Raw genomic sequence first — 25636 nt, 5'->3', positions numbered from 1 at the left:
CTGCCTGCAAGGGCAGAGTGTATTGGATTTACTTACGAAGACAGGGGCGACTGTTCGGTTTTGCCTGAAAATATCTTTGGTAAAAAAAGATAACCAATTTTGTTGCCTATCGGAAACCCATGCACTAATTGAAGTTCATCACAAGCCAAATGGAGAGCCGCGATGACCGATCGGGTGGAGAAACACGGGCTGCAAATTGCGCAGGAACTCTATGATTTCATTGTAAATCAAGCGTTGCCGGGAACGGATGTTGCGGAGGATACCTTTTGGGAAGGGCTGAGTGCGCTTGCGCATGATTTTGGTCCTGAGAACCGCGCGCTGCTGCAAAAGCGCGAAGAAATTCAACAGAAACTGGATGGCTGGCATCTGGCTCACAAAGGCCAAGCGCATGATGCCGAGGCCTATAAAGCGTTTCTGACCGAGATCGGTTATCTGGTGCCGGAAGGCGCGGATTTCGCGGTTGAGACAGGCAATGTCGATCCTGAGATCGCGGCGATTCCCGGCCCGCAGCTGGTGGTGCCGATCACCAATGCACGCTTTGCGCTGAACGCGGCGAACGCGCGTTGGGGCAGCCTTTATGATGCACTTTATGGCACCGATGCGATGGGCGATCTGCCTGCCGGTGGCGGCTATGATGTGGAACGCGGTGCGCGTGTGATCGCCTGGGGCCGGGACTTCCTGGATCGCTCTGTGCCGCTGGCCGAAGGCTCCTGGAGCGATGTCTCTGCATTGAGCGTTGTCGAAGGTGCCCTGCAGCCTGCACTGAAAGACGCTGGCGCATTTGCCGGTCACGTGGGCGATGCCTCAGCTCCGTCGCGTATCCTGCTGAAAAACAACGGCCTTCACGTCATTGTCGAGATCGATCCGACCGGCAATATTGGTGCAACCGACGCGGCCAACATCAACGACATCACGCTGGAAAGCGCACTTTCCACCATCATGGACTGCGAAGATTCCGTGGCCTGTGTGGATGCGGAAGACAAGGTTGTCGCCTATGGCAACTGGCTTGGCCTGATGAAACGTGACCTCGCAGAAGAGGTTGCCAAAGGCGGCAAAACCTTCACGCGCGTGCTGAATGGTGACGTGACCTTTACCGCAGCGAACGGTGCGGAAAGCGTTCTGAAAGGCCGCTCGCTGATGCTGGTGCGCAACGTTGGCCATCTCATGACCAACCCTGCCATTCTGGATCGCGACGGCAACGAGATTGGCGAAGGCCTGATGGACGCTTTGGTCACAGTGCTGATCGCGATGCACGACCTGAAGCAAGAGGGCGGCAACTCGGTGCATGGCTCGGTTTACATCGTGAAGCCAAAGATGCACGGCCCCGAAGAGGTTGCCTTCTCTGACCGTATCTTTGCGAAGGTCGAAGATGTGCTTGGCCTGCCGCGCCACACGGTGAAAATGGGCATCATGGATGAGGAGCGCCGCACCTCGGCCAACCTCAAAGAATGTATCCGCGCGGCGAAGTCCCGTGTGGCCTTCATCAACACCGGCTTCCTTGACCGGACGGGCGATGAAATCCACAGCTCGATGGAAGCAGGCGCTTTCCTGCGCAAAGGCGAGATGAAGACCACCCCTTGGATCCTGTCTTATGAGGATCGCAATGTGGATATCGGTCTGGCCTGCGGTCTGCAGGGCAAGGCGCAAATTGGTAAAGGCATGTGGGCCATGCCGGATCTGATGGGCGCGATGCTGGAACAGAAGATCGGCCATCCGAAATCCGGCGCGAACTGCGCTTGGGTGCCATCGCCAACCGCAGCCACGCTGCACGCCACGCACTACCACGAAGTTGACGTGCTGGCACGTCAGGACGAGCTGAAAGCCGGTGGCGCACGCGGCACGCTGGATGACCTGCTGACCATTCCTGTGATGGACGGGCAAAACCTCTCTGAAGAAGAGATCGCGGCGGAAGTCGAAAACAACGCACAGGGCATCCTGGGCTACGTTGTGCGCTGGGTGGATCAGGGCATCGGCTGCTCCAAGGTTCCGGACATCAACAATGTTGGCCTGATGGAAGACCGCGCAACCTGCCGTATCTCCAGCCAGGGTCTGGCAAACTGGCTGCACCAGGGCATCGTGTCTCAGGAGCAGGTGATGGAAGCTATGCAGAAAATGGCGGCCGTTGTTGATGCGCAGAACGCCAATGATCCGCTTTACGTGGCGATGGCGCCGGGCTTTGACGGCGTGGCATTCCAGGCAGCATGTGATCTGGTCTTCAAAGGACGTGTGCAGCCATCGGGTTACACTGAGCCGGTGCTGCATGCGCGGCGCCTGGAACTTAAGGCACAAGCATAAAATTCAAGGTCAGGGCCATGCCCTGACCTTTCTTTATGGGAAGGAAACACCATGACAATCTCTCTGCGCCGCGCGCGTACAATCATCCGTAAGGCGTTGGAAAAAGGCCGTGAAATGGAACTCAAGCCACTGTCCGTTGTGGTTCTGGACGCAGGTGGCCACGTGCAGGCGTTTGAACGCGAAGATGGTGCCGCGCCCGGGCGCTTTGCCATCGCGCACGGCAAAGCTTACGGCGCTGTGATGCTGGGCATGGCGGGCACCGCACAGATGGCACGTGCCGAGCAGCAGGCTTATTTCATGGCGGCGGTAAACGGCGTTTATGGCGGTCAGGTTGTGCCTGTGCCGGGTGGCGTTCTGCTGCGTGACAAAAAAGGTGCTGTGATCGGCGCTGTGGGCGTGACCGGTGACACGTCTGATAATGATGCAATTGCTGCAATGGCAGGCATCGATGCGGTTGGTTTGACCGGCGAAATCTGATCGGGGCTTTCTCTTGAGCTGCGCAGCGCCTATGTTGAGCTGCGCAGCAAGACAAAGAGGCCTACATGACGCGTCCTGTCGTCGGGATTATCGGAAACCACCACCTTATCAATGACGAGTATCCGGCACATGCTGGCGGATCCATGAATTCCGAAGCGGTTTCAATGGTTTCGGGCTGCATGCCACTGCTTATCCCAGCGGACCCGCGCTACCTCTCGGTGGAGGAGTTGCTGGCCACATGTGATGGGTTTCTGCTGACCGGCGGCAGGCCCAATGTTCACCCAGAAGAATATGGCGAAGCGGCCACGGAGGCGCATGGTGCGTTTGACCGGGCGCGGGATTCGATTGTGCTGCCATTGGTGCGGGCTTGCGTGGAAAGCGGGCAACCGTTTTTTGGAATTTGCCGGGGATTTCAGGAGGTTAATGTTGCCATGGGTGGCAGTCTTTACCCCGAAATTCGCGATCTTCCCGGGCGAGACAACCACCGGATGCCTCCGGATGGGACGCTGGAAGAGAAGTTTGCCCTGCGCCATATTGTGACCTTCAGCGAGGATGGGCCGTTTCATAAGCTGATGGGCGCGCGGGAAGTGATGACCAACACGCTGCATGGTCAGGGCATCAAACGCGCCGGAAACCGTGTGATCATAGATGGTTACGCCCCTGATGGCACACCGGAGGCGATCTATATTGATGGCGCGCCGGGGTTCACCATGTCTGTGCAATGGCATCCGGAATGGGAGGCGGGTGTTGACCCTGTGAGCCGCCCGTTGTTTGAGGCCTTTGGTGAGGCCGTGCGTGCCTGGGCAGCCAAGAAAGAAGCGCGGCCGGTCCTGAAATCCGCTTGATTTTGCGCAAAGGTTAACGCCAGATTCCGGCTGTTTTGAACGTCGGTATCGCGTCTGTATCACGGTGGTATTGCGTAGGTGCGAAATTCGGGGTGTAAAAACCTTAACGTGCCGACATCGAGACGTCATTTCGACCGGCTGGTGGTGCAGCTGCGGCCCGCCATTAATACAATTTTCAGAAATTTAGAGCGCTGAATTTAGCGCGGTTTCAAGAATTTAATGCCTAGTGTTGGTCTGACTTTAAAAGACCAGCAAGGACCGGGCCATGCTTGAACAACGCGCGCCACTCATGGCCGAAAGATCAGTAAATACAGATGTGATCCGGCGCGAGCAGATGCTGGAGATCCTCAACAAGATGGAGCAGGGAATCGTTGTCTGGGACAGCGACGAAAACTGCTTGATGTTCAATGAGAGGATCTTTGTGATTCTGGAGCTGAACCCGACGGATCTGCATATCGGGATGAAGCGCGAGGCCTTTCTGGAGACAGCGGTCAGGTTGCAGGTGATTACGGCGGAGAGCAAAGAAGAGGCGCAGGCAAAGTTTAAGTCCGGCCAGCCCTTCAGCTTTGATCGCAGCCTGCCGTCGGGCAAGGTCATTTCCTCCTTTGCGCGGCCGATTTCGGGGGGCGGTTATGTGGTGACATTCACGGATGTGACCCAGTTTCGCAAAGATGCCGCCGATCTGGTTGAGGCCAAAAAGACGGCGGAGAGAGCGGAGACCAAGGCGCTGAAGATGCTTGCCAAGGAGCAGGCCTGGCGCGAGGAGGCCAAGCTTCTTGGGGATCTGGATGAGTGGTTGCAGAGCTGCAAGTCGCTTTCTGAGCTGTTTGAGGTGGTCACTCAGTTTATGACCAAGCTGCTGCCGGACACGGCCGGGGAGCTTTATCTTTATTCCAACTCGCGGGACGTTCTTGACGGGGCCTGTGTGTGGGGCGGTGGCGAGGTGCATGAGCATATTGCGCCAGACAGCTGCTGGGCTCTGCGTCGCGGACGCGGCTATCGCTATGATGCGGCGGGCCTTGGGCTGCAGTGCAGCCATGTGAGTGATCATCCCAGAGACAGCAAAGTCGACAACTCCCTTTGTGTGCCGATTGTGGCCCATGGCGACACCGTGGGGCTGATGCATGTGGTCTATCCCGAAGGGGCGTCAGAGGCTGAGGTCAAGCAGGGCTATGAATTTGCCCTGCAGTGCGGGGAGCACATCAGCCTTGCGATTGCCAATGTGAAACTGCGCGATGAGCTGCATGACCAGAGTACGCGGGATTCGCTGACCCGACTGTACAACCGGCGCTATTTCCTTGAGGCGATGCGCACCGAGGCCAGTATGGCGGCGCGCAAACGCACGGATTTCTCGCTGTTGTCTTTTGATGCGGATAAATTCAAATCCTTCAACGATAACCACGGCCATGATGCCGGTGATATGGTGCTGCGCGCCATTGCCGACAAAATGCATGAGATGTTCTCGGAAGGGGCGACGCCGTGTCGTTTTGGCGGCGAGGAGTTTTCGGTGCTGTTGCCCAATGTGGCAGCCGAAGAAGCCTACGGAGTGGCAGATGAATTGCGCCGCGCTGTCGAGGAAACAACGGTGCGCTACGGGGCAGGGGAGCTGCCGCCGGTGACGATTTCGATTGGGGTTGCCAGCTTTAGCAACCATGGGCCGCTGTTGCAGGACATTATCAACGCCGCAGATCGCGCGCTCTATCAGGCCAAGAAAGACGGGCGCAACTGTGTGCGCTGCGCCAGCGCGCTTGAAGCGGGCTGATCCGCGCTGAACCTTATTGAGGAGGGCGGGCCCGGCGATGGGCGCGCCCTTTGTTTGTCAGACTTCGCCGCCGGAGACCTGGATCATCTGACCGCGGATCGAATCCGCGAAATCGGAGCAGAGGTAGAGCGCGGAGTGTGCGACCTCCTCTGGGGTGATCAGGCGGCCATGTGGATTGACGCCGACCATCATGTGACGGGCTTCTTCCTCGGTGCAGCCGGTGCGCGCCATGATGCTTTCGATGTTCTGGTCGATGATGGCGGTTTCCACATAGGCCGGGCAGATCGAATTGAAGGTGATCGGCTTGGTCGCATAGTCCGCTGCCAAGGATTTGATCATCCCGTTCACCGCATGTTTGGTGGTGGAATAAGCCGGCGCACCTTTCAGGCCGCGCAGGCCCGCGATGGAGGAAATCACCATGACCCGGCCCCAGTCGGTCTGGTTCATGGATTTGAGGCTCTCGCGGATGGTGAGAAAGACGCCATCAATGTTGATGGACATCATCTTGCGCCAAAATTCCATATCGGTTTTGTGCAGCGCGCGGCCCTCGGCGATGCCTGCGTTGGCCACACAGATCTGGATCGGCCCGCGTGCGGCAACAGCAGCGGCAACCCCTTCGACCACGGAGGATTCTTCTGCCACATCCATGGCAAGCGGGTGCAAACCCTCGGTGGCGGCCTCCTCAAGCACATTGAGACGGCGCCCGGTGATGGTGACCTGCGCGCCCTCGGCGGTGAGAGCTTTGGCGATGGCGAGCCCGATGCCCGTGCCGCCGCCGGTGACCAATGCGTGTTTTCCTTGCAGTGACATTGTGATGCCTCCCTCATACGATTTGACAAGGAGACTAGCGGGCTGAGGAGGGCAGACAAGCGTGCCGCCCGCAAACGCCGCGCCGTCATTTGGTGCAGAGCGCCGGAACGGCAGCGCGATTCTGCAGAATTTTGTGCGGTTTACGTTTCACTTCGTTGAAAACAGCAGACATTCTGTCCTTTTTGGGGCTTGTGGCATTTTGTTTCGTTGCGCCGACGCCAGACATCGCTAAACCGAAGTGGACGCTTTTGCGTCGGATCCAGACGCACGAAGCGTCGCAAGCCAGTATGAGGAGCCTGTGCATGACAACGACCGCAAGACGGCTGTTTTTTGACCTGCCGCCGGTCTGGCTTGTGTTGGCCCTGCTGATTGCTTGGATTCAGGCGCGATATTTTCCTTTCGGATTGAGCTTTGGCCTGGTGTGGGCAGATCTGCTTGGCGGGCTGCTGGTGGGTGGCGGTGGCGTCCTGATTGTGTTGGCGCTTGCGGAGATGCGCCGTCATCAGACCACCGTTCACCCGCATCACACGCCTGCCCATCTGGTGCAGAGCGGGATTTTCAAACGCTCGCGCAATCCGATTTATCTGGCGGACATGTGCATTCTGACGGGGTTTATCCTGTATTGGGATGCGGTGTTGTCTCTGCCGCTGGTGCCGCTGTTCCTTTGGATGCTGGAGCGGCGCTTTGTGATCCCGGAGGAAAACGGGCTGCGCCGTCAATTCCGCATGGATTTCGCGAAATACTGCGAAAAAACGCGTCGGTGGCTGTGATGCCGTTGCGTCGCAGCAAGATCAGACGCCCCTGTTTGCTTGTGCAGCATAAAAGGTGGCGTTAAAACTTTATGCAAGTGCAGCATGTTCTGCGTGAAACATTATTGCTCTGACTCTTAAGGGGGATAAGAAAAGTGAAAATAGGTACACCAAAAGAGGTGTTTGAGGGCGAAAACCGGGTCGCGATGACTCCGGACTCGGCCAAACAGCTCCAGAAACTGGGCTACGACTGTGCCATCGAAAGTGGTGCAGGCGCAGGTGCAGGGTTTTCCGATGCGGCCTATGAGGCGGCGGGTGTCGAGGTGATCAAAACCGCGGCAGGCCTTTGGAAAGAGGTCGATATTGTTGCCAAGGTGCGTCAGCCCGATGCGACCGAACTCAAGCGTCTGACCAGCGACAAAACGCTGATCTCCTTCTTCAACCCTGCGGGCAATGAAGAGGGCATGGAAGCGGCCAAAGCCAAGGGCGCCAATGTGATCGCCATGGAAATGGTGCCACGCATCAGCCGCGCCCAGAAGATGGACGCGCTGTCCTCCATGGCCAATATCGCGGGCTACCGTGCGGTGATTGAGGCGGGCAACAACTTTGGCCGATTCTTCACCGGTCAGGTGACCGCTGCAGGTAAAGTGCCGCCAGCCAAAGTGCTGGTTGTGGGCGCCGGTGTGGCCGGTCTGGCCGCGATTGGTACCTCCACCAGCCTTGGTGCCATCACCTATGCGTTTGACGTGCGCCCCGAAGTGGCGGAGCAGGTTGAGAGCATGGGCGCCGAGTTTGTCTATCTCGACTTTGAGGAAGAGCAGGCGGATGGCGCGGCCACCGGCGGCTATGCCTCTGTTCAGTCTGATGAATTCCGCGAAGCGCAACTGGCGAAGTTCCGCGAGCTGGCCCCGGAAGTGGACATCGTGATCACCACCGCGCTGATCCCGAACCGCGCAGCACCAATCCTTTGGACCAAGGATATGGTTGAGGCGATGAAGCCGGGTTCCGTGATTGTTGACCTCGCAGCAGAGCGCGGCGGCAACGTGGAAGGCACCGTAGCTGATGAGAAGGTTGTGACCGACAATGGCGTGACCATTGTGGGCTACACCGACTTCCCAAGCCGGATGGCGGCGCAGTCCTCCAGCCTTTACGCGACCAACATCCGTCACATGATGGCCGATCTGACCCCTGAGAAGGACGGCCAGGTCAACCACAACATGGAAGACGATGTGATCCGTGGTGCGACGGTGACCTTTGAAGGTGAGATCACCTTCCCGCCGCCCCCTCCGAAGGTGCAGGCGATTGCGGCCAAGCCCAAAGAGGTGGTGCCGGAACTGACCCCGGAAGAGAAGCGCGCAGCCGAAGTGGCGGCGTTCAAAGCGCAGACCAAACAGCAGGTGACCCTGCTGGGTGTGGGTGGCGCGCTGATGCTGCTCGTTGGTCTGGTGGCCCCGGCAAGCTTCATGCAGCACTTCATCGTGTTTGTGCTGGCGTGTTTCGTGGGCTTCCAGGTGATCTGGGGCGTGGCGCACAGCCTGCACACCCCGCTGATGGCGGTCACAAACGCGATTTCGTCGATCATCATTCTGGGTGCTTTGATGCAGATCGGATCGGGGAGCTTCCTCGTGATCCTGCTCGCGGCGCTCTCTGTTTTCATGGCCGGGATCAATATCTTCGGCGGTTTCCTCGTGACACGGCGCATGCTCGCCATGTTCCAGAAATCCTAAGGAGTAGAGAACCATGATTGGATTTACTACTGCGGCCTATGTTGTTGCCGCTGTCCTTTTCATCCTCTCTCTGGGTGGTCTGAGCAATCAGGAAAGCGCGAAACGCGCTGTGTGGTATGGCATTGTCGGCATGGCGCTGGCGGTGTTTGCGACCCTCATCGGGCCGGGTTCCGGTCTGTGGCTCCTGTCGGTGCCGCTGATCATCGGTGGTGGCCTGATCGGCTATCAGCTGGCGTCCAAGGTTGAAATGACCCAGATGCCGGAACTGGTGGCAGGCATGCACGCGCTGGTCGGTCTGGCCGCTGTGTTTGTGGGCTTCAACGCGCACTTTGAGATCGGCAACGCGGCGGCAGCTGTGGCTGCTGGCGGCGATGCGGTGAAAGAGCTGGGCGCCTTTGGCCAGCTGATCGCAAAGAAGTCTGCGGCGGAAATCAATATTCTCTATGTTGAGCTGTCCCTTGGTGTGTGGATCGGTGCGGTGACCTTCACCGGTTCCGTGATCGCCTATGGCAAGCTGTCTGGCCGTGTGACCTCTGCAGCCGAAAAACTGCCCGGTGGCCATATGCTCAATGCCGGTGCGGCTGCGCTCTCGCTGCTCTGCCTGATCTGGTATCTGAACTCCGGCGGCATCTTCCCGCTGTTGATCCTGACCATTGCGGCGCTGTTCATCGGCTACCACCTGATCATGGGCATCGGTGGCGCGGACATGCCGGTGGTTGTCTCCATGCTGAACAGCTACTCCGGCTGGGCGGCAGCGGCGATCGGCTTCTCCCTTGGCAACGATCTGCTGATCGTTGTGGGTGCGCTGGTGGGCTCCTCGGGTGCGATCCTGTCCTACATCATGTGTAAGGCGATGAACCGCTCCTTTGTGTCGGTGATCCTGGGCGGCTTTGGTGGCGCATCCGGTCCGGCCATGGAAGTGGAAGGCGAGCAGATCGCGATTGAGGCTGACGGTGTGGCCGCAGCACTGGATGACGCAGACAGCGTTGTGATCATCCCGGGCTACGGCATGGCGGTGGCACAGGCGCAGCAGAATGTGGCGGAGCTGACCCGTCGTCTGCGCGCCAAGGGCAAGAACGTGCGCTTTGCGATCCACCCGGTTGCAGGCCGTCTGCCAGGCCACATGAACGTGCTGCTGGCGGAAGCCAAAGTGCCTTATGACATCGTGCTGGAGATGGATGAGATCAATGATGACTTCCCGGAAACGGATGTGGCCATCGTGATCGGTTCCAACGACATCGTGAACCCGGCAGCCCAAGAAGATCCGAACAGCCCGATTGCAGGCATGCCAGTTCTGGAATGCTGGAAAGCGAAACAGGTGTTTGTCTCCAAGCGGGGGCAGGGCACCGGCTACTCCGGCATCGAGAACCCGCTGTTCTTCAAAGAGAACACCCGGATGTTCTACGGTGACGCGAAAGCGAGCCTGGACAAGCTGCTGACCATGATTGAGTGATCAATCGGTACAGTGAAGATAAGGAAGGCGCTCCGGTTGGGGCGCCTTTTCTTTTGGCGGGTCTGCGCCGCGCTGTGGGATGCCTCCGGCGGGGATATTTGGGGAATGAGAATGCGCTGGGGGCGGCGGGGCCACGCGTTGTAAGTCGATGTTTGTTCGCACTCTTCAGAGAAGGAGACGCAATAGCTCTACCTACTCTGCTCTTGTCTCAGAATTCGCGCGCTGAACGCGACGGTTGCCGTGTCCCTGAAGGACCATCCTCCAGGATTGAGAAGAAGGCGCGGCTCTTTTAACTTCATCTTTAGCTGCCCTCCTTTTCCCGTAGATTTTCCTACGCAGCGGATTTTTTCTATTTGGTCCGCTGCAAAGTATACGCCCAGAGGCTCGATGCGGATGCCAGTACTATCGACCAAAATCTCGCGGAGTTTTCGGTATTGGATGAAAAACATCCAGGCAGCAAGCGGAGAGCAAATGACAACAAAAAACTGCTTAGAACGTTCGTAGTTCGAGGTCGGGGGATCTATTAACAGACCAATTCCTAGGCTTAGGCCAATAACAACAAAAAACAAAAAATAACCTAAAGAAACGCGTCTAAACCATGTGCGGTATACATATCTTCCCTGAATTTCTTGAAGGAATTCTGCAGCGTTTGTCGAGGGTTCCGGGGTGGGAGGCATGGGGTCTACCAACTTTCATTCGGGTATAACGTCGCCCTTATTGCAAGAGAATGTGGCAATAATTTGGGCGAACTACCCTCAATCGGTTTCATCTATAGGTTTTATTTTGCCAAGTGGGGAGCAATCAGCGCTATCCTCCTGACAGGAGGTGCATCATGGAGAAGGTGAATGGCATAGGCGGCGTGTTTTTTCGGGCGCGCGATCCTGAGGCGTTGGGGGCGTGGTATGAGACCCATTTGGGGGTGAACCAGCTCAACCCCATGCCCTGGAAACAGCGTGAGGGCTTTACGGTGTTTGCGCCCTTTGCGCAGAACACAGATTATTTCGGCAATGACGAAAAGCAGTGGATGATCAACTTTCGTGTGGATGATCTGGCGGCCATGACGGCGCAGTTGGAGGCGGCGGGGATCGCGGTGGAGACCCATACGGACTGGGACAGCGAGGTGGGCAAATTTGCCCGCATACATGACCCGGAAGGCAATCCGATTGAGCTTTGGGAGCCGACGGCCCCTACGGCGTGAGCGGCAAAACCTGTTTGCGATTATGCGCTGTTGGGTGGTGCTTCACGCGGCTTGATGTCTTCGGCCGCGGCAAAACATGCCCAAATCAAGGGGATAGCGCGGTTTGTATACTGCGGTATTCACGTAACATGCTGAAATAAAAGAGTAATTGATGTCTTGGGTTTCTGTCGTATAGTGCGCCGACTGTCACACGGAGCCCGCCATGACGCCGATCAAGGATGACCCTTTGCGCTACAAGCTTGCCAATGAGCTGCATGCGCGCCCGTTTCCAACTTTGGATGTGCCTTGCCGCGCGGTTTTTGTGGCGTGGCGGATCGCGCCGGATCATCTGGGCACCGGGGGAGAGGCCGCGCGGGCGCATCTGATTGATCTGCTGGACCGGTTTGGGGTGGCGCATCCCAATCCGGAGGCGACCCATTTCACCTGTCAGATTGGACGGGACACGTTGAAGTGGGAGCAGCATGCGGAGTTTGTGACCTACACGGTGTTTTTGCCGCAGCTGAGCGCGCGGGCGTTTGATCCGGTGGATTTTGATGTGTTTCCAACAGATTGGCTGGCGGCTGCACCGGGGCAGCGGGTGACCTCGGCAATGATCCGTGTGGCGCCGATGCCCGATGAGGCCGAGATCAATACGCAGATCGACAGTTGGTTTCTGCAGGAAGCGGTGGCCATGAACTATGTGCTGGATGGCTCCTGCGTGGTGGCGACGGATTTTCGTATCGCGGCCAATGGCCATCAGTGTATGGCGGTGTTTGTGGCGCCTGACACCGGTGCGCGGCGCGTGGGCCGTGTGGTACAGCGTTTGTGCGAGATAGAGACCTATAAGTGCATGTCGATGCTGGGCTATTTCCGGGTGAAGGCCATTTCCGGAGAGCTGGGAGCGCTGGAGGCGGATGCGGGGCGTCTGATGGGGCGGTTGCGCAGTGAGGAAGGCGACGCGGCGGCGACGCTGCAAAGCCTGCTGGAGCTGTCCGGTGATCTGGAGCGTCTGATCGCGGACACCTCTTTCCGGTTTGGGGCCACCGGGGCTTATGAAACGATTGTGTTTCAGCGGATTGATGTGCTGCGGGAGGAGCGGTTTCAGGGGCGGCAGACGTTTCGGGAGTTTATGACGCGGCGCTATGATCCGGCGATGCGGACGGTGAAACATAGCCAGAGCCGCTTGCAATCTTTGGCGGAGCGCGTGGGGCGGGCGGCGCAGCTGTTGCGCACCAAGGTGGAGGTCGCCCGTTCGGCGGAAAACCAAGCTTTGCTGGCCAGCATGGACCGGCGTGCGGACCTCGCGCTTCGGTTGCAGGAGACTGTGGAGGGGCTGTCGGTGGTGGCGATCAGCTACTATGCGGTGTCGCTGGCCGGATATGTGGTTTACCCGCTGTCGGGGCCATTGGGCCTGAGCAAAGGCATGATGACGGCCATGCTGACCCCGGTGGTGGTGGCGCTGGTTTGGTGGATGGTGCGGCGGATCAAGGCGTGCATGCATTAAACTACGATCACCTCTGCTTTATCACAGAAGAGGGTAACCCTGCGGAAAGCGCGGCTTTCTGTTGCGAATCAAAGGGTTCTTGCCGCGCTGCGGCAGAGGGTGGGTGTCAAAAGGGGGCTTGCGCTTTGTTGGAAACTGTCAGAAATAGCGGCCTGACCATGCAATTTCTGTGGATTTGAGCGGTTTTCCACCATCGGGCATCGGGTTTCCGTTTCCGTTGAGCCGCTTTCTTCCTATAGTCAGAGAGATGCACGCGGTAAGACCTGCACGCCCTCAGGGAGATAGACACCGATGATCCGTTCGGAATTGATTCAAAAAATTGCAGACGAAAATCCTCATTTGTTTCAGCGCGATGTTGAGCGCATTGTAAACACCATATTTGACGAAATCACCGAAGCCATGAGCCGGGGAGACCGCGTGGAACTGCGCGGTTTTGGCGCTTTTTCCGTAAAACAGCGCGAGGCCCGCACCGGGCGCAACCCGCGCACGGGGGAGTCGGTGGACGTAGAAGAAAAGCACGTGCCGTTCTTTAAGACCGGCAAGTTGTTGCGGGACCGACTAAACGGAAAGTAAGCCATGCGCTACATTCGCTATGCCTTTCTCGGCGCCCTTGGCGCCGCACTCATCTCGGTGGCGTTGGCCAATCGGGATCTCGTCACGCTGACGCTCTTGCCACAAGCATTGAGCGATCTGGCGGGGCTCAACCACAGCATCGAATTGCCTTTGTTCCTCGTGATCCTCGGGGCAATTGTGGTCGGCCTGCTGGTCGGCTTTGTCTGGGAGTGGATGCGGGAGCACCGCATGCGGTCTGACAAGACCAAAGCGGAGCGCGAGCTGCACCAGACCAAACGCGAAGTGCGTCGTCTGAAAGGCCGTGAGGCTGAAAAAAAAGACGAAGTTCTGGCGCTGCTGGATGAGGCAAGCTGAACCCTTTGCTTTGCGTGGCAACTGCGGTAGGGCGGTCTCATGGATATTCGGGTCAAGATTTGCGGGCTGAAAGAGCCTGAGCATGTGGTCGCGGCGGCTGAGGCGGGCGCGGCCTATATCGGTCTCAACTTTTTTGCCAAATCACCACGCTATGTGGATTTTGAGCGGGCGCGTGAGCTGTGCCTTGCGACGCCTGTGGGCGTGGGCAAAGTGGGACTTGTGGTGAATGTGGACGACGCTTTTCTGGAAGCGCTTGTCGACAAGGTGCCGCTCGATTTCCTGCAGCTGCATGGCAAAGAAACTCCGGAGCGGGTGGCCGAGGTCAAAGCGCGGTTTGGTCTGCCGGTGATCAAGGCGATTGGCATCGCAGAGGCGGCGGATGTGGCGCAGATTGAAGCCTTCGGCAGCGTCGCAGATCAGTTGCTGGTGGATGCCAAAGCCCCCAAAGATGCGGTCTTGCCCGGCGGCAACGGGCTGGCCTTTGACTGGCGGCTGGTGAACCGGAAGTACTGGCCTTGCCCATGGCTGCTGGCCGGTGGCCTGACGGTCGACAATGTGGCCGAGGCGATCCGGATGACCGGTGCGCGGCAGGTGGACCTCTCCTCCGGTGTGGAAAGCGCGCCCGGTGTGAAAGATGTCGGCATGATGCAGGCCTTTATGAAGGCAGCGCTGAGCGCCATTTAAAACCCGAAAAAATTCTATGGTCTGAGCGCCATGCCGCTGCGTATTCCCAGCAAAAGGGGATGCGCAGATGGTGATGGTGGCGATCGGGGCGGCAAAGCTCAGACATTGGTGGGATACGCCGCGGTTTGTGGCGGTGGCGATCCTGTCGCTGCGCCATACGAAGCGTTCTGCGGGCAACCTGCATGCCGAAGTGTTCCCCTATGCGAGCCATTTCTTTTCTCTCACCGTCTGGCAGCGCGCGGAAGACATCAAACGCTTTGCCACCACCGGGCCACATCGGATGGCGCTGCGGATGCGGGAGCGGCTCACCGAGGCCTCGCGGTTTCATGTCTTTGAAAGTGAGGCCATGCCGGAGCGCGAGGTGGCGTTGTCGGCATGGTATGCCGCCCTGCCAGCGCCTTTGCAGCGGCAAATGCCTGTGATGATGGTCTGACACCTCACGTTACCAGCGGGATCGCATCCAGATTGGGGTGGCAAATCCCGATCCACCCCCCTAAGAACAATTCAAACACCGTGGGAGAGACCTGAATGTCCAACGATCTTTTCAACAGCTTTATGACTGGCCCAGACGAAAACGGCCGGTTTGGCGATTTTGGCGGGCGGTTTGTCAGTGAGACGCTGATGCCGCTGATCCTGGATCTGGAAGCGGAATATGAAAAGGCCAAGGATGATCCGACCTTCTGGGCGGAGATGGATGACCTGTGGAAACACTATGTGGGCCGCCCAAGCCCGCTGTATTTCGCCTCCCGCATCACCGAAGAGCTGGGCGGCGCGAAGATCTATCTGAAGCGTGACGAGCTGAACCACACCGGCGCGCATAAGGTGAACAACGTGCTGGGCCAGATCATTCTGGCGCGCCGCATGGGCAAGACCCGCATCATTGCTGAAACCGGTGCAGGCCAGCATGGTGTGGCGACCGCCACTGTCTGTGCGAAATTTGGCCTCAAGTGCGTGGTCTATATGGGCGCGCATGATGTGCAGCGTCAGGCGCCAAACGTGTTCCGCATGCGTCTTCTGGGTGCGGAAGTGGTACCTGTGACCTCCGGCCGTGGCACGCTGAAAGACGCTATGAACGATGCGCTGCGTGACTGGGTGACCAATGTGCGCGACACATTCTACTGCATCGGCACGGTGGCTGGCCCACACCCCTATCCGGCGATGGTGCGTGATTTCCAATCCATCATCGGCAAGGAAGTGCGCTGGCAGCTTGCAGAGCAGGAAGGCGAAGGCCGTCTGCCGGACACTGTGATTGCGGCAATCGGTGGCGGCTCCAACGCGATGGGCCTGTTCTACCCGTTCCTTGATGATCCATCCGTCAACATCATCGGCGTTGAGGCCGGTGGCCGTGGTGTGGATGAGAAGATGGAGCACTGCGCGTCGCTGACCGGTGGCCGCCCGGGCGTGCTGCATGGCAACCGCACCTATCTGTTGCAGGATGACGATGGTCAGATCCTTGAAGGCTATTCGATCTCTGCTGGTCTCGATTATCCGGGTATCGGGCCGGAGCACAGCTGGCTGAATGACACGGGCCGCGCGCAGTATGTTTCCATCACCGACAAAGAGGCGCTGGAAGCGTTCCAGTTCTCCTGTGCGATGGAAGGCATCATCCCGGCGCTGGAGCCAAGCCATGCGTTGGCCCATGTGATGAAGATCGCAGGTGACATGCCCAAGGACCATATCATCGTGATGAACATGTGTGGTCGGGGCGACAAAGACGTGCAGACCGTGGCGCGCCATCTGGGCTTTGACATGTCTGACACCGAAGGCCGCACCGCCGACTGATCCGGCGGATCTCGTGGTTTGAGTTTGGAGCGTCCTTCGGGGCGCTCTCTTCTTTTGTATAGGCGGCTATGCTGAAGCGATGGCTGCTGATCTCCGGTGTGTGTTGGCGCTAAGGCACAACTTGCTAGGGTTTTGAGACAGGCTGTGATGCGGTGTTGAGGTTGCAAGCAGCTGTCCGATCTGCTGGGAAGGAGAGCCAGATGACACAGACCAATGAACAAATCGGCGTGCGTATTTCAGAAAACACCGGGCTTGATCGCGCCAAGCGGCTTGCGGAGCGTGTGGTCACCTCGATGCAGGCGCAGGGCTATCAGGACATTGAGTATATTCTCACGGATTGCCAGCTGACCGTGGTGGCCAGCGCATCGGGCAAGATGCCGAAGACGCAGTACCTGACCCTGCCGCATGGATCACGTCGGGAGCGGAAAGCGCCCTATGAGCACAGGTTTGTGCTCTGAGCGGAGTGCCTGCGCGGCGCGCGCCAGACTGAGGCGCGCCTTGGCAAGCAGGGCGTCCGAGGGTGCATAAACCTGAGTTTATGCGCATAAACCCGCAGGTTATGCAGGGTTAATTAAACCGAAGTTCTATAGCGCACCGTGCCGCGCTCAGGCAATTCAACCCTGCGCTTCCTATGAAAGGGAGGCCACTTCTTCGCAATCATACTCACGGAGTTGTCGATGAACCGAGCAGAGCAGAATGCCGCACCACTTGGACCTCGAGTGGAACATCCAGGTTTCGAATTTAAAGCTGGGAAGCGGTTATCTACTGCGATGCGCGCTAGCGGATTTTCGGAGGCGCGCGTCGGCTGTATCGATGGTGAATTGAGAGTTTCGGGACAACGCGCAGGTAAAGAAGCTGTCGCCATGACAGTGAGTTTCCCAGCATCTTGGCGCAGGAGTGGCCCAAGAGCTCATGCGGACACCGACGATAGTGCAGTTCCGTTGGCAGGAGGTGGCACAGAAAAAGTGGGCTGAGAGTGACTATTCGCAAACCCAAAGCGCAAGGGCGCGCGGAGACTACAGCGATCGCTAAGACAGAGGAGGCACTTGTTTAGAAGCGCAGACAACCATTTTTGGAAGTCTTGAAAGCGTGTTGCAGAATTTGCCCTCTGCGGATCAGTGTTTTGCCATCCACTCACGGACATATTACATGTAGGACACGATAGACGCTTTCAGGTGGCCGGCGCTTTGGGAGAAAGCGCCGGCACTATTGGATTGGTAGATGGCGACAAGAGAGTTGAAATTTTTGTTGAGTGCGGCTTTGCTGATTTCTTCAGCCGGGTCTCTTGCTGCTGAAAGTCGGGCTCAGTCTATCGCGCGACAGCTTAACCAGCAGGGCTACTCCGAAATAACCGTCAGCCGGACGTGGCTTGGGCGCATGCGCATTGAGGCCCAAAAGGGTGAGGTTGAGCGCGAGATTATCGTCAATCGACGCACCGGCGAGATTTTGCGTGATTACACGCACACTGACCGTAGTGATCAAACGCTCCCCCGCGCGCAGCGCGACAGCAGCACTGACGCGCGCAGAGGGAACATTGGCACAGAAGCTGGACAAGACCGCCGTGGCGCTCAGCGCTCCAGGACGCATGACGATGACATGTACGAAGACACCGATTTTACAGCAGATGCCATCGGCGGTGACGATGGGGCCTATGGCGGTTTATTCAGTGGCGATGACCCTGATTATGATTACGGTGGCTCACATCATGAGACCGACAATGCATTTGGCGACGATTTTGGTGATGTAGACAACGACGACTGGGACGGAGGCCATGCCGAGAGTTGGGATGGCGGTCACGACGGGGGAGATCACGGAGACTATGGCGGAGGTCATGATGGGGGCCATGACGGAGGTCAAGGAGATGATGACACGGGTGGTTGGGACAACTAACATGCGGTGCGGCATATGGGGCTGCCGCTGTGGGGGGCATGTGTGAAGTCTTCAGGGGTGTTGTTGGCGCTCCTGGCGCTACAGTCGTTTTGTGCGCTGTTCTTTCTGTTTGAGATTCTGGCCTCGATCTTGGGGATCAGAAGTGTGCCGATCCCATGGCATGTGCGCGAACTTCTTGAAATCGGCGCAGCCTTGGGGCTGCTGCTCGGCGCGATCCTGGGCGCGGTTGCGCTGCGTCAGGCGTTTCGTGCGCGGGCGAGGGCAGAGGCCAACCTGGCTCAGGTTCAGAAAGCCTTCCGCGAACATATTGATGCCAGCTTTGCGCATTGGGAATTGACCCCGGCAGAGCGGGATGTGGCGCTATTTTCGATCAAAGGCCTGTCTATTCAGGAAATCGCGGGGCTGCGGGAAACTTCAGAAGGCACGGTCAAGGCGCAGTGCAATGCGATCTACCGGAAGGCAGGCGTGAGCGGACGCGCCCAGCTTATGAGCCTGTTTTTGGATGATCTTCTGGCTGAAGAGGCCTAGGGCCTATGGGCAATCAGGGGTTCGCATCAGTTTCAGTCCAAAATTGCTCAGTTCTAGGAATTTGGGCGCAATAATAGTCAACTATTTCAAGGCCAAATGACGACGAAGAGGGCAATTCTGGCGAAACCCCTTCGGGGCACGGCCCATTTTGCTCCGGCCTGCGCAAATTTGCCCTTCCGATCAACCAGATCGCTGCGATCAAATTAGCTTGGCAGAAGCAAAATGGATCTCGCGCTGATACGATCTCCTGATTGTCCACAGGCCCTAAAAGATCACGGAGCGCCCGACTGCAGGCGCTCCGATAATATTTGCGCTCAGGCCTCGTGCAGCACGGTTTCAAAGCCTTCAAATTCCGGGCGGCCGATGATCACGCCTTCGGTCTTGGAGTTTCCGGAGTTGCGGTGGGCGTCGCGGAACTGCTCCGATTTGGTCCAGGCCTGAAAATCAGCCTGTTGGTCCCACAACACATGGCTGGAATAGAGGGTGAAGCCGTCGCCCTGCGGACCTTTCAGCAGGCGAAACTCACGAAATCCCTTGAGCTCTTTGAGGCGGCTTTCGCGCGCTTTCCAGACCTCTTCAAAATCCGCTTCGCGGCCCTCGGCGATTTTGAAGCGGTTCATAGCGATATAGCCCATGGCAATGCCTTTCTGATGCGTGTGTTCACTGGGGGAATGCAGGCTTGCTGGCCGGACAAAGCGGCGGGGCTGGCGCAGAGGCGCAGTAGTGGCACAACTCGCGCGCGCAGGTCAATCGCTCAAGATATAGGGCATATTGGCGCGCCGCAGATCGGGCGCCACTGTCTCAGGGCAGGGAGTGTTCCTGCAGAACGCGCAAAGGCACGATATCAAGGGCCTTTTGATGGGTGGCCGCCAGATTGGCCTTGGGCGCGCAGCCTTCGTCATGGGCTTGCAGGAAGCGGGCCGCACACAGGCACCAGTGATCCCCGGGTTTGAGGCCCGCAAAGTTGAACTCGGGCCGCGGGGTGGACAGGTCGTTGCCGACATATTTGGAATAGGCGAGGAATTCGGCTGTCATCACCGCACACACGGTGTGGCTGCCCTGATCCTGTGCGCAGGTGTTGCAATGACCGTCGCGAAAGAAACCGGTGACCGGATTGGTGGAGCAGGGGGCAAGCGTGCCGCCCAGCACATTTACGGAAGCGTCTTTTTCGATCATGGACTTAGCATTGCATACGTGATGCTCACGGGGCAATGCGCAGTCTGAAAAATTGAATAGCCATTCAAGAAATGAATTGACCCATCGGGGCGGCTGCGCGAAGCATGGCGCCTATGAAACAGATTACCGAACCCGCCCGCCAGATTGATGTGATCCACGAGACCGATGTGCTTGTTGTGGGCTCAGGCCCCGGCGGCTTGTCGCCTGCCTTGGCCGCGGCCCGCGCCGGTGTGGAGGTCACGCTGGTGGAGCGTTTTGGCTGCTTTGGCGGCAATATCACCGTGGTCGGTGTGGAAGGCATGCACTGGTATCGCCACGAGCAAACCGTGGAGAGCATGGGCATCCCCAAAGAGTTCGAAGACGCCGCCAAAGAGGCAGGTGCCGCGGTGCCGGAAAGCCAGTCCTTGAGCTATGAAATTGACAGCGAAGGCTTCAAGCTGGTGGCGGATCAGATGGTGCAGAAGGCGGGCATCCACCCGATGCTGCACCGCGCCTTTGTGGCCCCGATCATGGAAGGCGATGAGATCAAAGGCATCATAACCGAATCCAAGGCAGGCCGTGAGGCGATCCTGGCCAAAGTGGTGATTGACGCCACCGGCGATGCGGATGTGGCGCATCGCGCAGGCGCGCCTTGTCAGATGGCCCCGCGCGAAGATCTGATGGCGGCCTCGGTGATGTTCCACCTCGCAGGTGTCGACAAAAGCGCTTTTATGGAGGGCATCAAGGCCGATCCGCAAACCTATGCGGATTGGGGCGGCGGCGGGGAATGGAACATCGAAACCTCCGGCAAAGAGGATCAGATGTTCTCCCCCTTCCTCTACAAGCCTTTTGCGCAGGCGATTGAGGCCGGACTGATCCCGCCCCATCTCAACACCATCGCAGGCACCTGGGGGGCGATGCATGACACCGGCGAGCTGACCTATATGAACCTCATCCATCTGGACGGGATTGACGGCACCGATCCGGACAGCCTGACCTATGGCGAGATCGAAGGTCGCCGCCAGACCATGCTGGCGATTGAGGCGCTCAAACGCTTCCTGCCGGGCTGTGAGAACGCGCGCCTCAGAAACTTCGGCATGACCTTGGGCATCCGCGACACCCGCAAGGTGGACACGGTCTATGCGATGAGCGAGCTGGATGTGCGTGAACAAGGCCGCTTTGAAGACAGCATCGGGATTTTCCCGGAGTTCATCGACGGTTATGGCGTTTTGATCCTGCCCACCACGGGGCGCTATTTTGAGGTGCCTTACCGCAACCTTCTGCCCCAAGGGGTGAAAAACCTGCTGATTTCAGGGCGCGCGACTGCGGGGCATAAGATTGCCCATGCGGCCACCCGAAATATGGCCTGCTGTGCGGTGATCGGGCAGGGGGCAGGCGTGGCCGCAGCGCTGGCGGTGAAGCAAAACCGCGCGCTCGATGCGCTCAATATCTCAGAGATACAGGCTGGCTTGGAAGCACAGGGCGCGCGAGTCCACTAAGGCTTCATTCTGCTAGAAATTCTCGCGGGGGTGCGGGGGCAGCCAGCCCCCGTCCGTCCACTTTATTACTGAGCGGTTTTCGCAATCTCGCGGAATAGGGCGATGTTGCTGTCGGTCACGCCGCTTTCCTTGAACTTCCGGTCCGCAGAGTTCACCGCAATCACCACGCCCTCAGCGCGGTTGATGTAGATGTATTGCCCATAAACACCGATGCCAAAGAACTCTCCCTCGCGCGGGTCCTTGGGCATCCACCACTGATAGCCATAGTGCAGCTTGCCGGGCTGGGTGTTGGCGCTGGGCACGGTGGCGGCGGCCAGCCAGTCAGCCGGCACGATCTGTTCGCCGCCATATTGGCCCTCTTGCAGGACCATCTGACCAAAGCGGGCATAGTCACGCGTGCGGATATTCAGCCCGCCCAAGACAAAGGCCACGCCTTCGCCATCGGTGACGTAGTAAGGCATCTGCTCATAGCCGAGCTTGGAGATGATCTTTTCCCCCAGAAGATCGGGGATGGACCGGCCGGTGGCGCCACGGATCACCATGCCGATGACATGGGTGTCAATCGAGACATATTGAAACTGCGTGCCCGGCGCGACAAAGGTTTCGCTGAGACCGGCGGCAAAGCCATCCAATGTGCCACCCAAGGCAAGAACGCGGCCCATACGGTTGATATCAGAATGAAAATCCAGATAGTCCTCGTTGAAAGTCACCCCCGAAGACATCTGAAGCACGTTCTTGATGGTTGCGCCGTCATAGGCGGAGCCTTTGAGCAAAGGCGCGTATTTGGTGACCGGATCGTCAAGGCTCTCGATGTGGCCTTCCGCCAGCACAATGCCCATGAGCGAGGACAGGTAGGATTTGGCCACCGACCAGCTGATCTTCAGATCCTCAGGCGTGGTGTCCTGATGGTAGCTCTCATGCACAACTGCGCCATTTTTGAGCACAACGACGCTGGTCACAGCGCGCTCCTTGAGCCAGCTGTCAAAGCGGACTGGCATTTGCATGGCAGTGCCGTTTGGCAGGGGGCCGACCGCAGCGTCGCCCTGTGCGATGTCCGCAGTGAGGAACAGCGTGTCCATGTTTGAGAAGTTGGAGACGATCTTTTCTTCCGAAAAGAGGGAGTTCACCGCCAGAAGCCGGGTGATCTCTTCGCGTTTGAGAAAATAGACCGCCACGGCCGCCAGAGCGAGCATCAGCAATATGCGGCCCAGCCACTTCCCGAATGTGCGCATTTTTTCCTCCCCGAAATGCCTCACCTTTTAAATAAGTTGAGCATCTTGCGGGGCCGGGCTGCAATGCTGACGTTAGGTGAGCTTCTCTGGGGCCTGCCAATCCACCCAGCGGCCGTGAAAATCGGCGCGGCCGAGATTTATGGTCACATCACCGGGCCAAAGGCGGAGTGTGAGCGCTGCGCCGGGTGTCTGCTCATCGGCCTCATAGGAAAGCCAGGCGAGGGGGGCGGCTTCGGTGGCCTTGGCCCCTGCGGCCTCCATGATCTTAATGCCGCGCGTCTGGCTTTGTGGCGGAAAATACTGCCAGGCCACGGTGGAGTAGACCAGATGCAGCGCGCCGCTCTGTGGGCCGGCAACGCGAGCCTCCAGCCAGTCTATGGCATCGCTGGCATCTACCTCGGCGTCTTGCACGGCGATGGCGGCGCGGGTGCGGGTGATGCGCTCTGCCTGATCGGCCCAGAGATAGGCTTGCAGCCGCAGCGCGTGATCGGGATCATGGCTGTTGAGCGGGTGCAGGTCGACGCCGCGGCGATCCACCACCGAGAGCGTATCTTGTGGTGGCAGCACGCCGTGCCAGTCGGGTGTTAGTACCACGTCGCTTTTGGGGCCATAGCCATCACCCACCGCGAGGTGGAACTGGTCAAACATCAGGTTGAGACCGGCAGAGGCGCCAAGCTCGGAGAGTTTCAAAGGCAGGCCGAAACGCGCGGTCAGCAGCTGTGCTGTGGCGATCAGAACGGCGCTGCGGCGCACTTCGTTGGTTTGCGGCGCATTTGTGATCCAGTCACACAAAAAGGCGTCATGGCGGTGCAGGGCGGCGAGGACCGCGTCTTGCAGCTCTGGGTCCGCCGGTGCGTTGGGCGGATAGACCGTTGCCAGCGCTGGATCTGTTTGTTTCAGCACCAGTGCATGCAGGCCGCTGGCGATGCGCAAGGGTAGGCTGTGGCCTTTGGGGCCGATGTCGCCCGCAAATGTGGCGCATTTTTTGGCAAGTGCGGTGTCTGTGGGGCAGTTGGCAGAAAGCATGCGCAGCAGACGACCCATAAACGGGCTGTCCAAGGCGTCGCAGCTGTCCGCCTGCTCCAAAAACGCCGCACTCAGGGCGTTCATGAGAACTTGTCCATCAGTTTTTGCAAAGGGCTGCGGCTGTCCTCTTCGGGGGCGGGCTTGGCCTCTGCCTTGGGTTTTGAGGTTTCCGCTTTGGCAGGGGCGGGGGTGCCACCCGCTTTCGGGCCTTTGGTGCCCGTAGAGGGCCGTGGCGGGTTCAGCCGCATGGCGACCGCATTGGAGAATTTCGCGGTGTCCCCTTCTGCCAGATGCGCTGCGCCATCAGAAATCCCGCGCAGCATGTCATCAAGCCAATCCTGTTCCGCCTTGGCAAAATCGCGCAGCACATAGCCGCTCACCAGCTCTTTGCGGCCCGGATGGCCAATGCCCATGCGCACGCGGCCATAGGTTTCGCCAATGTGCTGGTGGATGGAGCGCAGCCCGTTGTGCCCGGCATGGCCGCCGCCCATTTTGTACTTGAGCTTGCCCGGAGCGAGATCCAGCTCGTCATGAAAGACAACCACATCCTGAGAGGTCAGCTTGTAAAACCGCATCGCCTCGCCAACCGATTGGCCGGAGAGGTTCATGAAGGTTTCAGGCTTCAGCAGCAGCACCTTCTCACGCCCCAGTCGCCCTTCGGTCAGCGCACCCTGAAACTTGCCTTTGAAAGGCGCAAAGCCGTGGTCAGAGGCGATCTGATCCATCGCCATAAAGCCGATGTTGTGGCGGTTTTGCGCGTATTTGGCCCCCGGGTTGCCAAGGCCGACGAAGAGTTTCATGAGATCTGCTCGCTGTGATTTCTGCGCTGCAGTATAGGGATGCTGCGCGGCTGAGGCAAATCACTCCGCGGGTTTGATCTCTCCGCCCTGACAGCGGGTCAGGTGATCTTCGTCATGCAGTTTCAGGCGGCGGGAGGCGGTGAAATCATGGCGCACATGATCCCACCACGCGCCAATGTAGCTGCGCTCGGCTTCGGCATGAAACACCTCCGGTGCCACACGGCGGAGGGTGGGCAGGCGCGTCCAAGGGACATTGGGGAAGGAGTGATGCTCGTTGTGATAGCCGGTGTTGAACAGCAGCCAGTTGATTGGCCCATAGGTCGAGCGCGTTGGGTTCACATCATCGTCGCCGGGATGCTCGGTGAGGGATTGGCCAAGGTTGGTCACCCCCAGTTTGCCGAGGAAAAAGGACAGGGACCAGAGGTGATAGAGCAGCGCCCAAGGGCCGAGCAGGGCGAGCATCACGAGATTTGAAATCACAGAGGTGATGATGAACGGGCGCATTTCGGCCATGTCAGGCGAGGTGCCGGTGAAGCGCGGTTGCGGATCGCGCACCGGGCGGCCAGAGGCCCAAGCGTAAAGCGGCGGCAGAATCTTGTCCGCAATGAACACAGAGCCCAGCGGCAGAGCGTGCAGGATGAGCGTCAGAACTGTCAGCGCATGTTGCAGGGCGGGGCTGGTCTTGGCGATGGCAAAGCGCGCCTGCAATGCGCAGAGATCTTCGTGCTCATAGTCGTTGTCATAGTCGCCGATGAAAGGATGGTGGCTGGTGACATGCTGATGCTGATAGGTGAGCTGTTTGCCGTAAGAGGTGAGGATGAATTCCAGCCCCAGATCAAAGGCCAGCTTGGGCCGGACTGCGCGGAACACCAGCTTGTGGCAGGTTTCATGGATCAGCGAGGCGGCGGAGTGGTAGACCAGCTGCCCGATCAAAAAGGCGGCGAGGCCGATGACCCAAATCGGTTGATCCGAGATCAGCGACGCGATGCCCCAATGCATCGCCAACAAGACCGGCAACGCGAGCGCAGTCAGAGGCTGTGGCCGGGACAGGGCGGCCAGCTCTGGGTGCGCGGCCAAAGCGGCTTTGCGCATTTCATTGTGGCGTCGGGAGTGCGGAGAGATCCCCTTGGGGCGCGGTGCGGTATCAGACATCGGGTTTTCAGCGTTCAAAATGGTGTTGTCGCCAGCCTAAGCTGCGCAGGGGGAGCGTCAATGTGCAAATCGCCTGCGAAGGGCGCTCACACCGTAACCAGCGTTAACTTGGCGGTTCATAGGGCTTCTAGCCGCTTTCTCGGTTGTGCGGATTTCCGCACA

The 25636-nt window shown here is 58.6% G+C and carries 25 protein-coding genes; 18 read left to right on the top strand and 7 right to left on the bottom strand.

The genetic code is table 11. From position 1 onward, the window contains the following. Positions 1 to 162 precede the first annotated feature (162 nt). The 4 genes from J7400_RS12405 (at position 163) to J7400_RS12390 (ending at position 5379) form a co-directional block, all read left to right on the top strand. Positions 163 to 2295, top strand: a complete 2133-nt coding sequence (locus tag J7400_RS12405; protein WP_209063634.1) for a malate synthase G — start codon at positions 163 to 165, stop codon at positions 2293 to 2295. A gap of 51 nt (positions 2296 to 2346) precedes the next feature. After that, complete coding sequence (locus tag J7400_RS12400; RefSeq protein ID WP_209063632.1) at positions 2347 to 2772, top strand: heme-binding protein; 426 nt, start codon at positions 2347 to 2349, stop codon at positions 2770 to 2772. A 65-nt stretch (positions 2773 to 2837) separates the two neighbouring features. Next, positions 2838 to 3617, top strand: a complete 780-nt coding sequence (locus J7400_RS12395) for a gamma-glutamyl-gamma-aminobutyrate hydrolase family protein (RefSeq protein ID WP_209063630.1) — start codon at positions 2838 to 2840, stop codon at positions 3615 to 3617. 265 nt (positions 3618 to 3882) lie between these two features. After that, positions 3883 to 5379: a diguanylate cyclase gene (locus tag J7400_RS12390; RefSeq protein WP_209063627.1), complete on the top strand. Its 1497-nt coding sequence runs from the start codon at positions 3883 to 3885 to the stop codon at positions 5377 to 5379. A gap of 57 nt (positions 5380 to 5436) precedes the next feature. Here the strand turns inward: J7400_RS12390 and J7400_RS12385 are convergent, their stop codons facing one another. Then, complete coding sequence (locus tag J7400_RS12385; RefSeq protein ID WP_209063625.1) at positions 5437 to 6189, bottom strand: SDR family oxidoreductase; 753 nt, start codon at positions 6187 to 6189, stop codon at positions 5437 to 5439. Positions 6190 to 6491: 302 nt separating this feature from the next. On the opposite strand from J7400_RS12385, the gene J7400_RS12380 reads away from it, so the two are divergent. From J7400_RS12380 to J7400_RS12320, 13 genes are all read left to right on the top strand, one after another. After that, the gene (locus J7400_RS12380) at positions 6492 to 6959 is read left to right on the top strand and encodes an isoprenylcysteine carboxylmethyltransferase family protein (RefSeq protein ID WP_209063623.1); all 468 of its coding nucleotides are present in this window, start codon (positions 6492 to 6494) and stop codon (positions 6957 to 6959) included. A gap of 134 nt (positions 6960 to 7093) precedes the next feature. Next, positions 7094 to 8665 (top strand): Re/Si-specific NAD(P)(+) transhydrogenase subunit alpha, encoded by a 1572-nt coding sequence (locus tag J7400_RS12375; RefSeq protein ID WP_209063621.1) that lies wholly within the window; start codon positions 7094 to 7096, stop codon positions 8663 to 8665. A gap of 13 nt (positions 8666 to 8678) precedes the next feature. Then, positions 8679 to 10118, top strand: a complete 1440-nt coding sequence (locus J7400_RS12370) for an NAD(P)(+) transhydrogenase (Re/Si-specific) subunit beta (RefSeq protein WP_209063618.1) — start codon at positions 8679 to 8681, stop codon at positions 10116 to 10118. Between the two features lie 832 nt (positions 10119 to 10950). Continuing rightward, positions 10951 to 11316, top strand: a complete 366-nt coding sequence (locus J7400_RS12365) for a VOC family protein (protein WP_209063616.1) — start codon at positions 10951 to 10953, stop codon at positions 11314 to 11316. A gap of 202 nt (positions 11317 to 11518) precedes the next feature. Next, complete coding sequence (locus J7400_RS12360) at positions 11519 to 12799, top strand: DUF3422 domain-containing protein (protein WP_209063614.1); 1281 nt, start codon at positions 11519 to 11521, stop codon at positions 12797 to 12799. 291 nt (positions 12800 to 13090) lie between these two features. Next, positions 13091 to 13372, top strand: coding sequence for an integration host factor subunit beta (gene ihfB, locus J7400_RS12355; RefSeq protein ID WP_209063612.1), 282 nt, complete (start codon positions 13091 to 13093; stop codon positions 13370 to 13372). Between the two features lie 3 nt (positions 13373 to 13375). Further along, positions 13376 to 13726, top strand: a complete 351-nt coding sequence (locus tag J7400_RS12350) for a LapA family protein (RefSeq protein ID WP_209063609.1) — start codon at positions 13376 to 13378, stop codon at positions 13724 to 13726. Positions 13727 to 13765: 39 nt separating this feature from the next. Continuing rightward, on the top strand, positions 13766 to 14410 hold the full coding sequence (locus J7400_RS12345) for a phosphoribosylanthranilate isomerase (RefSeq protein WP_209063606.1): 645 nt from the start codon (positions 13766 to 13768) through the stop codon (positions 14408 to 14410). A 67-nt stretch (positions 14411 to 14477) separates the two neighbouring features. Beyond that, positions 14478 to 14843: a hypothetical protein gene (locus tag J7400_RS12340; protein ID WP_209063604.1), complete on the top strand. Its 366-nt coding sequence runs from the start codon at positions 14478 to 14480 to the stop codon at positions 14841 to 14843. Between the two features lie 95 nt (positions 14844 to 14938). Further along, a complete protein-coding gene (gene trpB / locus J7400_RS12335) occupies positions 14939 to 16192 on the top strand; it encodes a tryptophan synthase subunit beta (RefSeq protein WP_209063601.1) in 1254 nt (417 codons plus the stop codon). 200 nt (positions 16193 to 16392) lie between these two features. Then, positions 16393 to 16650, top strand: a complete 258-nt coding sequence (locus J7400_RS12330; protein ID WP_209063599.1) for a hypothetical protein — start codon at positions 16393 to 16395, stop codon at positions 16648 to 16650. Positions 16651 to 17452: 802 nt separating this feature from the next. Next, a complete protein-coding gene (locus tag J7400_RS12325; protein WP_209063596.1) occupies positions 17453 to 18082 on the top strand; it encodes a hypothetical protein in 630 nt (209 codons plus the stop codon). Positions 18083 to 18124: 42 nt separating this feature from the next. Next, positions 18125 to 18610, top strand: a complete 486-nt coding sequence (locus tag J7400_RS12320; RefSeq protein ID WP_348540177.1) for a helix-turn-helix transcriptional regulator — start codon at positions 18125 to 18127, stop codon at positions 18608 to 18610. Between the two features lie 314 nt (positions 18611 to 18924). On the opposite strand, the gene J7400_RS12315 is transcribed toward J7400_RS12320, so the two are convergent. Together J7400_RS12315 and J7400_RS12310 are read right to left on the bottom strand one after the other, a co-directional pair. Continuing rightward, positions 18925 to 19245 carry an antibiotic biosynthesis monooxygenase gene (locus J7400_RS12315; RefSeq protein ID WP_209063592.1) on the bottom strand — a complete coding sequence of 107 codons (321 nt, stop codon included), beginning with the start codon at positions 19243 to 19245 and terminating at the stop codon, positions 18925 to 18927. 166 nt (positions 19246 to 19411) lie between these two features. Beyond that, positions 19412 to 19786, bottom strand: a complete 375-nt coding sequence (locus J7400_RS12310) for a DUF2237 domain-containing protein (protein ID WP_209063590.1) — start codon at positions 19784 to 19786, stop codon at positions 19412 to 19414. 113 nt (positions 19787 to 19899) lie between these two features. Here J7400_RS12310 and J7400_RS12305 point away from each other — a divergent pair, with 113 nt between their 5' ends. Next, positions 19900 to 21264: an FAD-dependent oxidoreductase gene (locus J7400_RS12305; protein ID WP_209063588.1), complete on the top strand. Its 1365-nt coding sequence runs from the start codon at positions 19900 to 19902 to the stop codon at positions 21262 to 21264. A 65-nt stretch (positions 21265 to 21329) separates the two neighbouring features. Here the strand turns inward: J7400_RS12305 and J7400_RS12300 are convergent, their stop codons facing one another. The 4 genes from J7400_RS12300 to J7400_RS12285 form a co-directional block, all read right to left on the bottom strand. Continuing rightward, positions 21330 to 22496 (bottom strand): serine hydrolase, encoded by a 1167-nt coding sequence (locus J7400_RS12300; protein WP_209063586.1) that lies wholly within the window; start codon positions 22494 to 22496, stop codon positions 21330 to 21332. A gap of 72 nt (positions 22497 to 22568) precedes the next feature. Continuing rightward, the gene (locus J7400_RS12295) at positions 22569 to 23606 is read right to left on the bottom strand and encodes a DUF2332 domain-containing protein (RefSeq protein WP_209063584.1); all 1038 of its coding nucleotides are present in this window, start codon (positions 23604 to 23606) and stop codon (positions 22569 to 22571) included. After that, a complete protein-coding gene (gene pth, locus J7400_RS12290; protein WP_209063582.1) occupies positions 23603 to 24322 on the bottom strand; it encodes an aminoacyl-tRNA hydrolase in 720 nt (239 codons plus the stop codon). The genes J7400_RS12295 and pth overlap by 4 nt, the downstream gene beginning before the upstream one ends. Positions 24323 to 24382: 60 nt before the next feature. Then, positions 24383 to 25474: a fatty acid desaturase gene (locus J7400_RS12285; RefSeq protein WP_209063580.1), complete on the bottom strand. Its 1092-nt coding sequence runs from the start codon at positions 25472 to 25474 to the stop codon at positions 24383 to 24385. Positions 25475 to 25636: the final 162 nt, after the last annotated feature.

The organism is Shimia sp. R9_2 (genome assembly GCF_017743735.1).
Lineage (GTDB): Bacteria > Pseudomonadota > Alphaproteobacteria > Rhodobacterales > Rhodobacteraceae > Shimia.
Note: the sequence above shows the minus strand (reverse complement) of the source record. Positions and strands in the feature narration are given on the sequence as shown.

What these genes read in the sequence shown, in the direction of transcription:
- pth (WP_209063582.1), bottom strand. Translation starts at nt 24,322, where the DNA reads ATGAAACTCTTCGTCGGCCTTGGCAACCCGGGGGCCAAATACGCGCAA.
- J7400_RS12395 (WP_209063630.1), top strand. Translation starts at nt 2,838, where the DNA reads ATGACGCGTCCTGTCGTCGGGATTATCGGAAACCACCACCTTATCAAT.
- J7400_RS12315 (WP_209063592.1), bottom strand. Translation starts at nt 19,245, where the DNA reads ATGGGCTATATCGCTATGAACCGCTTCAAAATCGCCGAGGGCCGCGAA.
- J7400_RS12350 (WP_209063609.1), top strand. Translation starts at nt 13,376, where the DNA reads ATGCGCTACATTCGCTATGCCTTTCTCGGCGCCCTTGGCGCCGCACTC.
- J7400_RS12345 (WP_209063606.1), top strand. Translation starts at nt 13,766, where the DNA reads ATGGATATTCGGGTCAAGATTTGCGGGCTGAAAGAGCCTGAGCATGTG.
- J7400_RS12385 (WP_209063625.1), bottom strand. Translation starts at nt 6,189, where the DNA reads ATGTCACTGCAAGGAAAACACGCATTGGTCACCGGCGGCGGCACGGGC.
- J7400_RS12285 (WP_209063580.1), bottom strand. Translation starts at nt 25,474, where the DNA reads ATGTCTGATACCGCACCGCGCCCCAAGGGGATCTCTCCGCACTCCCGA.
- J7400_RS12295 (WP_209063584.1), bottom strand. Translation starts at nt 23,606, where the DNA reads ATGAACGCCCTGAGTGCGGCGTTTTTGGAGCAGGCGGACAGCTGCGAC.
- J7400_RS12370 (WP_209063618.1), top strand. Translation starts at nt 8,679, where the DNA reads ATGATTGGATTTACTACTGCGGCCTATGTTGTTGCCGCTGTCCTTTTC.
- J7400_RS12340 (WP_209063604.1), top strand. Translation starts at nt 14,478, where the DNA reads ATGGTGATGGTGGCGATCGGGGCGGCAAAGCTCAGACATTGGTGGGAT.
- J7400_RS12310 (WP_209063590.1), bottom strand. Translation starts at nt 19,786, where the DNA reads ATGATCGAAAAAGACGCTTCCGTAAATGTGCTGGGCGGCACGCTTGCC.
- J7400_RS12390 (WP_209063627.1), top strand. Translation starts at nt 3,883, where the DNA reads ATGCTTGAACAACGCGCGCCACTCATGGCCGAAAGATCAGTAAATACA.
- J7400_RS12405 (WP_209063634.1), top strand. Translation starts at nt 163, where the DNA reads ATGACCGATCGGGTGGAGAAACACGGGCTGCAAATTGCGCAGGAACTC.
- J7400_RS12305 (WP_209063588.1), top strand. Translation starts at nt 19,900, where the DNA reads ATGAAACAGATTACCGAACCCGCCCGCCAGATTGATGTGATCCACGAG.
- J7400_RS12360 (WP_209063614.1), top strand. Translation starts at nt 11,519, where the DNA reads ATGACGCCGATCAAGGATGACCCTTTGCGCTACAAGCTTGCCAATGAG.
- ihfB (WP_209063612.1), top strand. Translation starts at nt 13,091, where the DNA reads ATGATCCGTTCGGAATTGATTCAAAAAATTGCAGACGAAAATCCTCAT.
- J7400_RS12300 (WP_209063586.1), bottom strand. Translation starts at nt 22,496, where the DNA reads ATGCGCACATTCGGGAAGTGGCTGGGCCGCATATTGCTGATGCTCGCT.
- J7400_RS12330 (WP_209063599.1), top strand. Translation starts at nt 16,393, where the DNA reads ATGACACAGACCAATGAACAAATCGGCGTGCGTATTTCAGAAAACACC.
- trpB (WP_209063601.1), top strand. Translation starts at nt 14,939, where the DNA reads ATGTCCAACGATCTTTTCAACAGCTTTATGACTGGCCCAGACGAAAAC.
- J7400_RS12400 (WP_209063632.1), top strand. Translation starts at nt 2,347, where the DNA reads ATGACAATCTCTCTGCGCCGCGCGCGTACAATCATCCGTAAGGCGTTG.
- J7400_RS12365 (WP_209063616.1), top strand. Translation starts at nt 10,951, where the DNA reads ATGGAGAAGGTGAATGGCATAGGCGGCGTGTTTTTTCGGGCGCGCGAT.
- J7400_RS12380 (WP_209063623.1), top strand. Translation starts at nt 6,492, where the DNA reads ATGACAACGACCGCAAGACGGCTGTTTTTTGACCTGCCGCCGGTCTGG.